The sequence below is a fragment of the Pseudomonas spelaei genome, from assembly GCF_009724245.1.
GTDB lineage: Bacteria > Pseudomonadota > Gammaproteobacteria > Pseudomonadales > Pseudomonadaceae > Aquipseudomonas > Aquipseudomonas spelaei.
Window position 1 is genome coordinate 177,641 of sequence record NZ_WNNK01000001.1, and the last position, 12,345, is coordinate 189,985.

General features: G+C 60.8%; 17 protein-coding genes. All 17 read left to right on the plus strand.

Annotated features, from left to right (window positions below; genetic code table 11):
- Positions 1-2 precede the first annotated feature (2 nt).
- Positions 3-1,169, plus strand: coding sequence for a phage tail sheath protein (locus GNF76_RS00770; RefSeq protein ID WP_155581283.1), 1,167 nt, complete (start codon positions 3-5; stop codon positions 1,167-1,169).
- Entirely contained in the window at positions 1,169-1,675 is a 507-nt protein-coding gene (locus tag GNF76_RS00775; RefSeq protein ID WP_155581284.1) for a phage major tail tube protein, read from the plus strand. The genes GNF76_RS00770 and GNF76_RS00775 overlap by 1 nt, the downstream gene beginning before the upstream one ends.
- A 184-nt stretch (positions 1,676-1,859) precedes the next feature.
- Positions 1,860-2,453, plus strand: coding sequence for a phage tail assembly protein (locus tag GNF76_RS00780; protein ID WP_155581285.1), 594 nt, complete (start codon positions 1,860-1,862; stop codon positions 2,451-2,453).
- A 128-nt stretch (positions 2,454-2,581) separates the two neighbouring features.
- Positions 2,582-4,528, plus strand: coding sequence for a hypothetical protein (locus tag GNF76_RS29520; protein ID WP_246211842.1), 1,947 nt, complete (start codon positions 2,582-2,584; stop codon positions 4,526-4,528).
- Entirely contained in the window at positions 4,528-4,911 is a 384-nt protein-coding gene (locus GNF76_RS00790; RefSeq protein ID WP_155581286.1) for a phage tail protein, read from the plus strand. The genes GNF76_RS29520 and GNF76_RS00790 overlap by 1 nt, the downstream gene beginning before the upstream one ends.
- Entirely contained in the window at positions 4,904-5,116 is a 213-nt protein-coding gene (locus GNF76_RS00795; protein WP_155581287.1) for a tail protein X, read from the plus strand. Before GNF76_RS00790 ends, GNF76_RS00795 begins: the two co-directional genes overlap by 8 nt.
- A 9-nt stretch (positions 5,117-5,125) precedes the next feature.
- A complete protein-coding gene (locus tag GNF76_RS00800; protein ID WP_155581288.1) occupies positions 5,126-6,139 on the plus strand; it encodes a contractile injection system protein, VgrG/Pvc8 family in 1,014 nt (337 codons plus the stop codon).
- A 34-nt stretch (positions 6,140-6,173) separates the two neighbouring features.
- Positions 6,174-6,365, plus strand: a complete 192-nt coding sequence (locus tag GNF76_RS00805; RefSeq protein ID WP_155581289.1) for a hypothetical protein — start codon at positions 6,174-6,176, stop codon at positions 6,363-6,365.
- A gap of 92 nt (positions 6,366-6,457) precedes the next feature.
- Positions 6,458-6,949, plus strand: coding sequence for a phage tail tube protein (locus GNF76_RS00810; RefSeq protein ID WP_155581290.1), 492 nt, complete (start codon positions 6,458-6,460; stop codon positions 6,947-6,949).
- A gap of 8 nt (positions 6,950-6,957) precedes the next feature.
- Positions 6,958-7,308, plus strand: a complete 351-nt coding sequence (locus GNF76_RS00815; RefSeq protein ID WP_155581291.1) for a phage tail assembly chaperone family protein, TAC — start codon at positions 6,958-6,960, stop codon at positions 7,306-7,308.
- Between the two features lie 29 nt (positions 7,309-7,337).
- A complete protein-coding gene (locus GNF76_RS00820) occupies positions 7,338-7,592 on the plus strand; it encodes a hypothetical protein (RefSeq protein ID WP_123714817.1) in 255 nt (84 codons plus the stop codon).
- Positions 7,593-7,882: 290 nt separating this feature from the next.
- Positions 7,883-9,094: a phage tail tape measure protein gene (locus GNF76_RS00825; protein ID WP_155581292.1), complete on the plus strand. Its 1,212-nt coding sequence runs from the start codon at positions 7,883-7,885 to the stop codon at positions 9,092-9,094.
- Positions 9,095-9,122: 28 nt separating this feature from the next.
- Complete coding sequence (locus GNF76_RS00830; protein WP_155581293.1) at positions 9,123-9,461, plus strand: phage tail protein; 339 nt, start codon at positions 9,123-9,125, stop codon at positions 9,459-9,461.
- 62 nt (positions 9,462-9,523) lie between these two features.
- Entirely contained in the window at positions 9,524-10,207 is a 684-nt protein-coding gene (locus GNF76_RS00835; RefSeq protein ID WP_155581294.1) for a phage minor tail protein L, read from the plus strand.
- A gap of 2 nt (positions 10,208-10,209) precedes the next feature.
- Positions 10,210-10,983 carry a C40 family peptidase gene (locus GNF76_RS00840; RefSeq protein WP_155581295.1) on the plus strand — a complete coding sequence of 258 codons (774 nt, stop codon included), beginning with the start codon at positions 10,210-10,212 and terminating at the stop codon, positions 10,981-10,983.
- A gap of 33 nt (positions 10,984-11,016) precedes the next feature.
- Positions 11,017-11,649, plus strand: coding sequence for a tail assembly protein (locus GNF76_RS00845; RefSeq protein ID WP_155581296.1), 633 nt, complete (start codon positions 11,017-11,019; stop codon positions 11,647-11,649).
- 50 nt (positions 11,650-11,699) lie between these two features.
- Positions 11,700-12,308, plus strand: coding sequence for a tail assembly protein (locus tag GNF76_RS00850; RefSeq protein WP_155581297.1), 609 nt, complete (start codon positions 11,700-11,702; stop codon positions 12,306-12,308).
- The last annotated feature ends 37 nt before the right edge of the window (positions 12,309-12,345 follow it).

Sequence of the window (12,345 nt, forward strand, 5' to 3'; positions counted from 1 at the left end):
TCATGGCTGAGGTTTTGAACTTCGAGCATAACGGTATCACCGTCAATGCCACCGAATCCCCCGAGGCCATGGGTGGCCTGGGTGACAACGTGATCGGTCTGGTCGGCACCGCGCCCAATGCGCATTTGTCGATCCCGAAGAACGCCCCGTTTCGCATCAACAGCTTCACCGCCCAGGCGCTGCTGGACCCTACCGGTGCTGAAGCCGGCACGCTGTATCACGCGGTGTACCAGATCCTCAAAGTGGTCAAGGTGCCGGTCTACGTGGTGATCGTCGAAGAGGGCACGACCCCGGCCGATACCCTGAACAATGTGATCGGCGGTAACGAGCCTGTGACGGGTCGCAAACTGGGCCTCGCTGCGCTGAGCAGCGTTCCGGAAGACCTGACCATCATTGGCGCTCCAGGCTTCACCGGGACCAAGGCCGTGGCTGGCGAATTCGCTTCCTTCGGCAAGCGCATCAAGGCCCGTGTGGTGCTGGATGGCAAGGACGCATCGGTTGCTGATCAAGTGACCTACAGCGGCGAGTTGGGCGGTGCCGACCTGGGCTTCGACCGTTGCCTGCTGGTGCACAACATGCCGTCGGTGTACTCCAAGGCCGCGAAGAAGAATGTGTTCCTGGCGCCGTCGTCCCTGGCCATCGCCGCACTGGCCAAGGTCAAGCAGTGGGAAAGCCCGGGCAATCAGGTGACCTTCGCCGAAGACGTTTCCCGCGTGGTTGAGTACAACATCCTCGACACCTCCACCGAAGGTGATTTGCTCAACCGCTACGGCGTGAGCTACTACGCCCGCACCATCCTTGGCGGCTTCTCGCTGCTGGGCAACCGCTCCATCACCGGCAAGTTCATCAGCTACGTCGGCCTGGAAGATGCCATCAGCCGCAAGCTGGTCAAGGCCGGCCAGAAAGCCATGGCCAAGAACCTGACCAAGTCGTTCATGGACCAGGAGGTCAAGCGCATCAACGACTGGCTGCAAACTCTGGTAGCCGACGAAACCATTCCTGGCGGCAGCGTGTACCTGCACCCGGAATTGAACAGTGTCGAGAAGTACAAGAACGGCACCTGGTTCATCGTTATCGACTATGGCCGCTACGCGCCGAACGAACACATGGTTTATCAACTCAACGCCCGCGATGAAATTATCGAGCAGTTCCTGGAGGACGTTCTCTAATGTTTACCAACCGAGTCAGACAGGCCATTGCGGCCACCCTCCAAGGCCTGCCGTTGTCCGCCACCGTGGAAGAGTTCACCCCGCCGAAGATTGAATTCGACATGGAAACCATGACCGGCGGCCGTTTCATCGGCGAGGAAATGGCCAAGAGCGGCAAGGTGCTGGGCGCCACGTTGGTGCTGCAAGGCGCCGGTCCGGAAATCATGCTGGCCCTGGGTGTGAAGCTGGGTGAAGACATCCTGCTGAACGTCCGTGAGGCTGGCCAGGATCAGGACGGCCGGACCTTCTTTACCTACCACACCGTGGGCGGCAAGTTGAAATCCCTGACCGAAGCCAAGCTGAAAATGGGCGATAAGGCCACCACCACCCTGGAGCTGTCCTGCCGCACTTACAACCGTCTGGACAACGGCATCCAGGTGATCGACATCGACGTGCGCACGCAGAAATTCGTGCTCAACGGCGTGGACATTCTGGGTGACGCCCGCCGTGCGGTATTGATGCCGTAAGGCTGTCGCTGCTCTCATGTGGGCACGGTCAAGGTGGGAGCCGGGCTTGCCCGCGATGCAGGCGACTCGGTATTGAAGTCACATCGAGGTGATGCCATCGCAGGCAAGCCAGCTCCCACACCGACGGTGTCCACCTGGGATCTCTGGTGTTTTTCAAACTGTTTTCTCAGCAAGGAATTGCTCCATGGCCTGGATGCCCCCGCTGCACATTCTGCTGTCCCCGATCACTGCCGACACCGGCGCCACGATCGAGCAGATTCAGCTCAAACCGCTGTTCTATGCCCCACAAAAAGAAGCCTTGGCCCGCGCCGGTGACGACGAGGACGATCAGTTCTTCGAGCTGGCCAAACTGGCCACCGGCTTGTCGGTAAAAGAGCTCGACCAACTCAAACGCCCGGACTACGTCAGCATCGCCCAATACGTGCATGACATGTCGACCCGCCCGGCGTCGTACTTCCTGGAAGCGCTCGGCGAAGTGGCTAACGAACCCTCCGAGTCGCTGACCACCGAACAGGTGCAACTGCTGTTGCCACTGGACGCCGCTGGCCGCGCCCTGACTTCGGTCACCCTGGAAATGCCGGCCCTGCGCGCCACCAAGGTGATGAAAAAACTCACCACGGCCAAGGAGCGCGCCGAGTTCATCACGTCCCACTGCACCGGCTTGATGATCCCCGATCTGGCCGGCTTGACGGTGCCCGACTGGACCGAATTGCAGGAGCGCATCGACGATTTTTTAAACAAACCGGCGGCCTTCTTTCGGAGCGCGACATCGAAGTAATCCTCGACGTCGTACCGCTCATCTACTCGGTAAATGAAGCGGAGATCCTCGATTGGGAAGTCGGTAAAGCATTGCGCCGCTACGACATCGCGGTCACTCGCCTTGGCGTCAAACAGGAGTAGAGCGGGATGCAAGATAACTATTCGCTCAAGCTCGCCCTGCTCGATGAAGCGCGGGGCGGTTTTGAGGATGGCGATGCGAGTCTGGGGCGCCTCTCTCAGCCTGAGCGCCTCGCCGGACGTTCTACCCCGGACGCCGTCCAGGCGCCGTTGTCGGGCTTGAGCCTGGCCTTGGCTAATGCGGGGTTGCAGATTAATGGTTTGATCCTGGAGCAAGGACTGCTGCGGGAAAGCCTGGTATCGCTCAATAACACGCTGTCATCGCAGCTGGCATTGCTCGAGCCGAAGGATGGCAGCGCGGTTGCGGGTTCCACGGGTGAACCCGGCAGTAAGAATGAAGCTTCGCCAGTGGTGAAGCTGGAAATGATCGTTGCCGGTCTGAATCTGCTGCTGAACCTTGTCAGTCAGCAACGTGACCTGAAGACAGCCACCACCCAGAATGTGACGGGTGTGATCAACCCTGGCGCTGTGGGGCTGACGTCTGATGGAACAGAGCATGGGCAAAGCCACGACCAAGCGTCCTGGACGGAAAGTTCGGGTACCAGCCTCACGCTGAACGCTCGGTTGATGGATATTGCCTCGACGCTACAGCGTCATGCAGACATTGCGGCGTCCAAGGTTTCGACGCCCGGGCAGGCAGCGGTGTCGAGCCCGGACGCCAGCAAGCCTGCTGCTCCCGAGAACTCGGTACAGGCCAATCGCGAAGCCTACGAGGCCAGTAAAGAGCGGCTGGTCCACACCCTGGACACGTCGCCTTCGCCGCTGGAAAACACCCAATTCAAAGCTTTGAGCTGGATGGCTGATGGTGCGAACTCGTTCGCGGAGGACTCACCCCGGATCGCTGGAACCCTTAAGTCAGTGGGTGCCACGTTGGGGCCGATGGTCGGCAGTGCTCTCGGGGCGGTAGTGGATGAAGCCAAGACCCGCATCGCAGGCAAGGCAGTCGATGCAGTGTCTGGAGGGCTGTTCAAGGCCAGCGCGAAGATCAAGGGTAGTCAAAAAAGCAAGGCCAGATTGGCGGTGGCCACAGGTATTGGTGGTCTTGGTAATTTATTGAAAGGGAAGGATGAAGGGAAGAAGGGGGACTGCTGCTGCCCTGGCGAAGCGAAGCTCGCTGGCATTACGTCCTATGTGTCGGAGCCAGCGCCTGAATCCACGAAGCCGTCCAAAAACGCTAAATCAGGCAAAGGAGTAAGGGGCGCCAAAGCCACCAAGGCAGGTAAGACGCAGGGCACCGTTACGCAACCCGCCAGCGACCCACGGCAGGCTAAAAACCTGGTGGTGGGCAATGCCGCGACCAAGTCTCTTGCTACGGTATCGAACGAGAAAATTTCCCGTAGAGGGCGACCTTCTCAGCGTATGGGGTTTGCTCCGCCCATGGCCCCTGTCCAAAACCTGACAGCCATTTCGCGAGCAACAAAAACATCTACCAGCCGCCTGACGGGAGCGATGGCCAAGCTCGGCTCTGCCGGCATCCGCCGATCGTCGCCCATGAGGCTGGCCACTGCAGCGTTCGACGTGGTTCAGGGTGCGCAAAACGGTGACCTGCGCGCCGTCGGCGCCGGCCTCGGTACCGCCGGCGGCGCGTGGGCCGGAGCCTCTGCGGGCGCAGCTCTCGGCACCTTGATCCTTCCGGGGATCGGCACCGCCGTCGGTGGTGCGTTGGGTGGATTCTTCGGCAGCGATGCCGGTGCCTGGCTCGGCGACAAACTGGGAGGCATGGTCGACCGGCTGCGCTCGCCGGATGAGGTCAGCAAACAGCTCACCAACAACGCGCCGGCGGATAACCGGCAAATCACCCTCAGCCCGGTGATCAATATCAGCGGCCTGGATCCGAACAGCGCCCAGCAGGTTGCCACGATGGTGATTCAAACCCTGCAGAACCAATGCATGCCGATGATGACCGATGCGCTGGCGGTTCGACGCAGCGCAACACTGACCGATGGAGTGGCGTGATGCGACAGCAGATGGTGTTGGGCAGCTTTATTTTCGGGCTGTCGCGAGGCTTTGCGTACAAGACGTTGCAGCGCCAGTCGGAGGGTGGCTGGGTCAACCTGGACATCATTGCCAGCAAACCCCAGTCGCGCCAGGGCGGGCAGAAACTGCAAATCCTGACGTTCACCGGCAGTGCGATGCAGGCCTTGGGCATGCAACGTCTGGACGAGTTACGGGCCCTGCAGGATGCGCGGATGCCCCTGCCGCTGGTGGACGGTATCGGACGTAATTGGGGGTTGTGGCGGATCAATTCGGTGGTGGAAAACCAGACCGATGTGATCGATGACGGCACCGCCATGGTGATCAACTGGACGCTGGTGCTGGAGGAGTTCGTCAATGCGTAGGGTACGAAGTATTGCCGGTGATTCGGTCAACCTGCTGCTCTACCGCGAGCTCGGTCGTTGCGATGACGCCGCCGAAGAAATCCTCTGGCGCCTGAACCCCGGGCTTGCCGAATATGGCCCGGTGTTGCCGGTCGGTGTGTGGGTGATCGTGCCCGAAGTGGAGACGCGCCCCAGCGCCGTGCGGGCTATTTCGGCTTGGGATTAAGGAGGCCACATGGCTATGGGATATACCCCGGCGATTGAGATTTATGGCGCCAACGCGGCACTGCTCAATCAACGCTTGATGCAGTGGAAACACACCGACGCCGCGGGTATCGAGTCCGATCGGCTGGAGCTGATGATCAACATCGAAGGCCTTGACGGTTTGCCCAGCCTCGGCGGAAGAATCGGCTTGCGGGTCGGGTATCTGGAATCGGGGTTGGTGGAAAAAGGTGAGTTCATCATTACCCAGCGAACCCCGCATCTGTTCCCCATGCGCCTGGCCATCGTGGCGTCGGCGGCGCCGTTCAGTGTGGCCGATCAGAGCGGCTTCAGGCAGCGCCGATCCGCCAGCCACGGGCCGACGACCTTGGGTGCACTGTTCCGGCAACTGACCACCCGGCACGGGTTTTCCCCTCGCGTGGCGCCGGACCTGGACGCGATACCGATCACCCATATCGACCAGTCCAACGAAACCGACATGGGCTTTATCACCCGGCTCGCCGCCCGCTACGACGCGGTGACCAAGCCGGTCAACGAGCTGTATGTGTTGGCCAAGCGTGGGCAGGTCAAGTCGCTTTCCGGCCAGCAACTGCCGGATGTCCGGCTGTCGGTCACCCACGACAATCGCCCCGGCGACGAGGCCTTTATCAGCGCCAAGCTCGACGACACCGCCCGGGCCAAATACCAGGGTTGCCGGGTCAATTGGTGGGATGCCGCTGGCGGCAAGCAGCACAAGGTCGAGATCGGTAATGCGCCGTTCAAGATCCTGCGCCAGCGCTGCCAGAACGAAGACGAAGCCCGCGCGGTGGCGCAAGGTGAAATGCGCCGAGTCGGACGCGAAGGGCTGAAGCTGACCATCGATTGTCCGGGCAACCCGCAACTGTCCGCCGAAGGCCTGTTGCTGCTGGACGAAACCTGGCCCCTGTACATGCAGGGCCGCTGGTCGATCACCACCGTGATTCACACCATTGACCCGACGCAAAGTTACCGCAGTTCTATCGTGGCGAGCGGGCTGGCGCCTGGTTAACTCAATTTTGACGTGACACAGGAACCCTATGCCCATGAACGACGAAGACCTGGCCGCGATCAATCGCTTGATCGCCGCCTTGCAAACCCAAACTGACGGCCAGGTAGCGCTCAACGCTGCCATTCGGCTGTTGGCCCAGAGCAACCAGGCACTGGTCGACTTGATCAAGAGCCGTGAGCCGGACCCGAATGCCCCGCCTTATCTGGATGGCACACCGGCGCCCTGATCCCACCCCGACCTGTCTTGCACGCAGCGACAAACCCGTTGCATCCACAACCCGCCTTCGCGGGTTTTTTATTGTTCATTGGAGAACACTCGATGTCGATTCTTACCCAAGGTACCCAGATTTTTGCCCTCGTCCCGCCGGTCTCCGGCACCGGGCCTTACACCGTGCTGGAAGTCGAGCACGCCACCTCCTTTGATCCGGGCGGCGCACCGGCCGAGCAGATCGAAGACACCAGCCTCAACGCCGAAGAGCGCAGCTACAAGAAAGGCCTGCGCACCCCCGGTACCGCGAGCCTGGGCCTCAACGCCGATCCGACCAATGCCAGCCATATCCGCCTGCATCAACTGTCCGAAGCCAAGGGCGACACCGGCATCAAGTGGGCGGTGGGCTGGTCCGACGGCAAGGACGTGCTGCCGACCTTGAACACCAAGGGCGACGCTTTCGAGCTGCCAGCCACGCGTACCTGGTTCACCTTTGACGGCTATGTCTCGGACTTCCCGTTCAACTTCGCGTTGAACGCGGTCGTGACCACCACCGTCACCATCCAACGCACCGGCGGCAGCGCCTGGATCAAGAAAGCCTGAGAGACGCCATGAACCTCAAACAACTGAAAGCCAAGGGCGGCATCGTCGATGGCCAGCCGGTCAAGAAAGAAGTCAGCTGGACTCACCCGGACAGCAAAACCGGCAAAGACGTGACAGACACCTTCACCCTGCATATCCGCCGCCAGTCGTTCGGTGTCATCGAGCGGCTGTTTGCCCAGGGCGAATCCGACCAGAGCCGCAACGCCAGTTACATCGCCGCGTCGGTGGCGTTGGGCAGTGAGGGCAGCGAAGCCCTGAGCTACGACGATGCCTACAGCCTTGAGCCGTCGTTGGGGTTCTTGATCCTCAACGCAGTCAATGAGGTCAATGGTACGGGCGGTGCTTCGGCAAAAAACTGACGGCCGCCGATGAGTTCTGGCACGAGCTGGTGCTGAACGGAGTGGGCGGCCGAACGATTGCCGAAGCCAAGGAACGCATGACCTACCACGAAGCCCTGGCCTGGGGACGCTATATCGACCGATATGGCTCCTTGCACGCCGGTAGGCGGCTGGAGGCGGGCAGCGCGTTGGTGGCGCTGCAGACCCACCGGCTGGGCGGTGGCACGGCCGAGTTGATTGACTTCATGCCCCATGAGCTGCGCCGGGGCATGTCACTCGAACGTGCGATGAACGAGTGGCGTTAAGGACCATTGCTTTTAAGGTCTTTGAAAAACAGCCTTATGGCTAACACTGAACCTGTGGCTGCTTTCTGTCGCCGCTGCCGAGGTACGAGGCTGCGATGGGCAGCGAAGCGGCCCCAAGGCGGCGGTCCTGTGGCCCGCATCGCAGCCTCGTACCTCGGCAGCGGCTACAGGGGCAGTGCTCGCTCTTGATGGGCCTGTTTTTTCAAAGACCTTGAAAGGGCTGGCGTTAAGGACAGCGCCACTTTCCTTGAAACCCGTTTCGACGGGTTTCCCATGACCCGGAGAAACCTATGGCAACTGCTTCCCAGGGTAATCTGACGCTCAACCTCGGCGGCCTGGAGCAGGCCCTGGCGAAAGCGTCACGGATTACTGATCAAAGCATGCGAGAGATGCAGAAAAGGATAGAGGAGGCTGCCAAGAAAATCAGCAGCTCCATGTCCGCCTCTGCTGCCGCGGCGTTACAGGTCACGACCGGCCAGTTCAGCGACTTTCAAAAGTCGTATGACCCGGCGACGGACGCGGCAGAGAAGTTTATCCAGAAGAATGCGCAACTGGTTCAAGTGCTCAAGCAGAGCCAGGGAGTGCAGCGGGGTTTCGCTAGTTCACTGGACGCACAGTCGACCTATACCGGGCGAGCGGGCCTCAAGTTTCCAACGGGCGGGCCCTATGGTGATGCGACGCCGCAGAGTTCAGCTGGCGGCCAGGATCCAACGGCGCTCTTTGCTGATGATAAGGCGCAGCAGGTTCAAGGCAGTTTTTCCGCCATGACCGATGCCCTCGATGAATGGCGAAAGGGAGCCAACGACGCGTTTGACGAGTACGCGAAGAAGTCGGGTACTGTCGCCGAACAATCGAAGGCCGTATTCACCGGTGCTTTCAAGGCGATGGATGATGCGGTTCTGGCATTTGCGACCACGGGCAAATTCAACTTCTCCGACTTTGCCAAGTCGGTACTCAAAGATATGGCCATGTTGGCAGCCAAGACGGCGGCATCCAGTGCGCTGAGCTCGTTGTTGAGTTTTGCGGGTTCGGCGCTTTCGAGCTTGTGGCCAGGTACAGGTGCCGCAGCGAGTACAGCAGTAGGCCCAGGTGGCTACACCAACGCAGTCAAGACGCCAATCGACTTCAAATACTCACCTTCCAGTGCTGCTTTCGCCAACGGCGGCGCCTTCACCAACTCCGTCGCCACCGGCCCGACCCTGGCCCCAATGGCCCTGTTCGGCGAAGCCGGCCCGGAAGCCATCATGCCCCTCAGTCGTGGTTCCGACGGTTCCCTCGGCGTGCGTGCATTGGGCGGTGGACAGCAGGGCAGCACCAGCAGCAACCAGGTAGTGATCCAGCAGACCATCAATGTCGCCGACGGCCAGGGTGCAGGTGCTGATATGAACTCCCAGAACGTCGCCAAGGCCTATGCCGGTTCCGCCCGTCAAGGCGCTGCCGAGCAGATTGCCCGTGACCTGAAACCGGGTGGGCAGATCTGGTCCGCCATCAATGGCCGCTGACAAGCGACGACTTACGCCTGGAGAAAACATGACTACAGAAACCTTCACCTGGGTTCCCAAAGTGGAGCCCGTCGGCAGTGTCGACTTTCGCCTGAAGACGGCCAAGTTCGGCGATGGTTACCAGCAAACGGCTCAGGATGGGATCAACAACAAGAGCCAGTCCTGGCCGTTGACGTTCGTGGGCGAAGAGGCGCGGATCAAGGCCATTATCGACTTCCTGGATCGTCACGCCGGTGCCACGCCGTTTTACTGGACGGCGCCATTGGCGGCGCCTGCGCTGTATCGCTGCAAGGGGTATCAGCCGACACCGATGGGTGCTGGGGTTTACACCTTGACGGCGACGTTTGAGCAGGCTTTTCACCCCTAGATCCTGGAGGGGCGACCCACACACCCCGCTCACCGCGGGGTTTTCTTTGCCCGGAGAGTCATATGTCCATCACCGCAGATATCCAGACCCTGGAGCCCGGGGCCTGGGTGGAGCTTTTCGAACTCGACGCTAGTGCCCTGGGTGCCGAGTTGTACCGGTTTCACGGTTACCCGCAACAATCCTCGATCTTCTGGCAGGGTCACGAATATTCGCCTTGGCCGATCCAGGCCGAAGGTTTCGAAATGTCGGGGCAGGGCACACAACCCACGCCGACGTTGGCAGTGGGCAACGTCGGTGGCTTTATCACCGCCCTGGTGCTGTATTTCGAAGACCTCGTAGGCGCGCGGTTGATCCGTCACCGCACCCTGGGCAAGTACCTCGACGGTCAGCCCGAAGCTGATCCAGAAGAAGAACTGCCACCGGACATCTGGTACGTCGAGCGCAAGGTCGCTGAAAGCAGCGAGACCGTGAAGTTCGAACTGGCCAGTGCGCTGGACTTCAACGGCGTGCAACTGCCGCGTCGGCAAATCGTCGCTAACGTCTGTTGGTGGCTGAGCTGCGGTGGTTACCGTGGTCCCTACTGCGGCTACAACGGCGGCCCGGTGGCCGATGCCAATGACGTGATCGTCACCGACGCCGCCAAGGATAAATGCGGCGGCCGCCTCAGCAGCTGCAAGCTGCGTTTCGGCGAAAACAATCCGCTGCCCTACGGATCATTCCCGGCCGCCGGACTGCTGCGGAGCTGACCATGAACAAGACCAACCTGACGGCCATTACCCGCCACGCTGTGGCCGACTATCCCAACGAATGCTGTGGCCTGCTGATTCGCGAAGGGCGCAAGCGCGTGTACGTGCCTTGTCGCAACACCGCGACGACCCCAAGCGAGCACTTTCGCCTGGCACCCGAAGACTACGCCGCAGCCGAAGAGCGGGGCGAAGTCCTGGCGGTGATCCACAGTCACCCGGATTACCCGGCGACGCCCAGCGAAGCCGATCGCGTGGCGTGCGAGGCCTCAGGTTTGCCCTGGCACATCCTCGAAGTACGCAAGGGTGACGACAACATCGTCCGCCCAGGCGAATGGGCCAGCCTCACGCCGAACGGCTACCAGGCGCCCTTGATTGGCCGTGCATTTGCCCATGGCGTGCATGATTGCCTGAGCATCATCCTCGACTACTACCGTCGGGAAATGGGCATTGAACTCGGGGATTACCAACGTGAGGATGGCTGGTGGGACAACGGCGGCAATCTCTACCTGGACAACCTGCCCGCCGCCGGTTTCGATCAGGTCAGCCGTTTGCAGCAAGGCGACATTGTGCTGATGCAGATTCGCTCGCCAGTACCTAACCACGCGGCGATTTATCTCGCCGACGGCGTCCTCAAGACCGAGCCCGAACACTACCCGGCACCCGGCTCGATCCTGCACCATCTCTATGGGCGCGACAGCAAACGCGACACCTATGGCGGGTATTGGGGCGAGGTGACGGTCAGTTACTGGCGGCATCGGCAGCTCATCAACCACTAATCACGCGGGCGGTTCATTCGCCTGGAGGATGCCATGCATCATGAAAAAGTCAGGACGGTGCGCCTCTACGGCACCCTGGGCGCAAGCTTTGGGCGTGTGCATCGGTTGGCCGTCAGTAACGCGTCGGAAGCGATTCACGCGCTGTGTATTTTGGTGCCTGGGTTCGAACGGTTCCTGATGGAGTCCAAGGACAAGGGCGTGACGTATTCGATATTCCTGGGCCGGGAAAATATTGGCCAGGATCGGCTCAAGGCGCCTTCGGGGGTGTCGGATATTCGGATCGCGCCGGTGCTGATGGGCAGCAAGCGTGCGGGCTCGATGCAGACCATTATCGGCGTGGCGCTGATTGTGGCGGCTTCGTATTTTTCCGGTGGCCTGGCCTCCGCTGGCGGCACCTCGACGTTGATTGGCGGTACCGCCACAACCGGCTGGACCTTCGCCGCCAGCATGGGGATCTCCATGGCCATGGGCGGCGTCGCACAGCTGATGTCGCCGATGGCCAAAGGGCTCGGCACGATGGACCGCCCGGAAAATCGCGCCAGCTACAGCTTCAACGGTCCTGTCAATACCACGATTCAAGGCAGCCCGGTGGGCCTGCTTTATGGTGAGCTGACGGTGGGCAGCGCAGTGATCAGTGCTGGGGTATATGCGCAGGATCAGCTCTAGCCGCGCGTTCAAAAATACCCTGCGACCTGCAGGTAATCTGGAGAGCCTCCATGGAATTGGCAGTCGAACAACACACGATGCGAACGGTTCTGTTGTCAGGATCCCTCGCCAAACTTTTCGGCCGAGAGCATCGCGTGACAACCTCGGGTGGGTTCAGGGATGTGATGGGGTACTTCAAACAGTTTCCCGGTTTTGAACGTTACATGGTGGAAAGCGCTGACAAGGGCCTGCGATTCGCGGTGTTCAATGGCAAGCGCAACATCGCCGAAGAAGAGATTCAGAAACCCTTGGGCAAGGAGGTGATCCGCATCGCTCCGGTGTTGACGGGGTCCAAGCGTGCAGGTGGTTTGCAGACGATCGTTGGGGCGGTATTGATGGCCGTCGCGTATTTCAACCCGTTCGGTTTCCTGACCGGCCCGGCCGCCAGCATGTTGATGCTGGCGGGCGCGTCAATGGCGGCAGGAGGGGTCATGCAAATGCTGTCTCCCCCACCCAAGGGCCTCGGGTCTCAAGACAGCCCGGACAATCGCCCCAGCTACAGCTTCAACGGCCCAGTCAATACCAACGCCCAGGGCAACCCGGTGGGCCTGCTGTACGGCCAGTTGATCACCGGCAGTTCCGTGATCAGCGCCGGGATCTACGCCCAAGATCAACTCTAACGTTCTTCCTCTTCAACCAGCCCGCCATTGCGCGGGC

Excerpts from the sequence above, each read along its gene's own strand:
- GNF76_RS00770 (WP_155581283.1), top strand. The coding sequence starts at position 3 with ATGGCTGAGGTTTTGAACTTCGAGCATAACGGTATCACCGTCAATGCC.
- GNF76_RS00775 (WP_155581284.1), top strand. The coding sequence starts at position 1,169 with ATGTTTACCAACCGAGTCAGACAGGCCATTGCGGCCACCCTCCAAGGC.
- GNF76_RS00780 (WP_155581285.1), top strand. The coding sequence starts at position 1,860 with ATGGCCTGGATGCCCCCGCTGCACATTCTGCTGTCCCCGATCACTGCC.
- GNF76_RS29520 (WP_246211842.1), top strand. The coding sequence starts at position 2,582 with ATGCAAGATAACTATTCGCTCAAGCTCGCCCTGCTCGATGAAGCGCGG.
- GNF76_RS00790 (WP_155581286.1), top strand. The coding sequence starts at position 4,528 with ATGCGACAGCAGATGGTGTTGGGCAGCTTTATTTTCGGGCTGTCGCGA.
- GNF76_RS00795 (WP_155581287.1), top strand. The coding sequence starts at position 4,904 with ATGCGTAGGGTACGAAGTATTGCCGGTGATTCGGTCAACCTGCTGCTC.
- GNF76_RS00800 (WP_155581288.1), top strand. The coding sequence starts at position 5,126 with ATGGCTATGGGATATACCCCGGCGATTGAGATTTATGGCGCCAACGCG.
- GNF76_RS00805 (WP_155581289.1), top strand. The coding sequence starts at position 6,174 with ATGAACGACGAAGACCTGGCCGCGATCAATCGCTTGATCGCCGCCTTG.
- GNF76_RS00810 (WP_155581290.1), top strand. The coding sequence starts at position 6,458 with ATGTCGATTCTTACCCAAGGTACCCAGATTTTTGCCCTCGTCCCGCCG.
- GNF76_RS00815 (WP_155581291.1), top strand. The coding sequence starts at position 6,958 with ATGAACCTCAAACAACTGAAAGCCAAGGGCGGCATCGTCGATGGCCAG.
- GNF76_RS00825 (WP_155581292.1), top strand. The coding sequence starts at position 7,883 with ATGGCAACTGCTTCCCAGGGTAATCTGACGCTCAACCTCGGCGGCCTG.
- GNF76_RS00830 (WP_155581293.1), top strand. The coding sequence starts at position 9,123 with ATGACTACAGAAACCTTCACCTGGGTTCCCAAAGTGGAGCCCGTCGGC.
- GNF76_RS00835 (WP_155581294.1), top strand. The coding sequence starts at position 9,524 with ATGTCCATCACCGCAGATATCCAGACCCTGGAGCCCGGGGCCTGGGTG.
- GNF76_RS00840 (WP_155581295.1), top strand. The coding sequence starts at position 10,210 with ATGAACAAGACCAACCTGACGGCCATTACCCGCCACGCTGTGGCCGAC.
- GNF76_RS00845 (WP_155581296.1), top strand. The coding sequence starts at position 11,017 with ATGCATCATGAAAAAGTCAGGACGGTGCGCCTCTACGGCACCCTGGGC.
- GNF76_RS00850 (WP_155581297.1), top strand. The coding sequence starts at position 11,700 with ATGGAATTGGCAGTCGAACAACACACGATGCGAACGGTTCTGTTGTCA.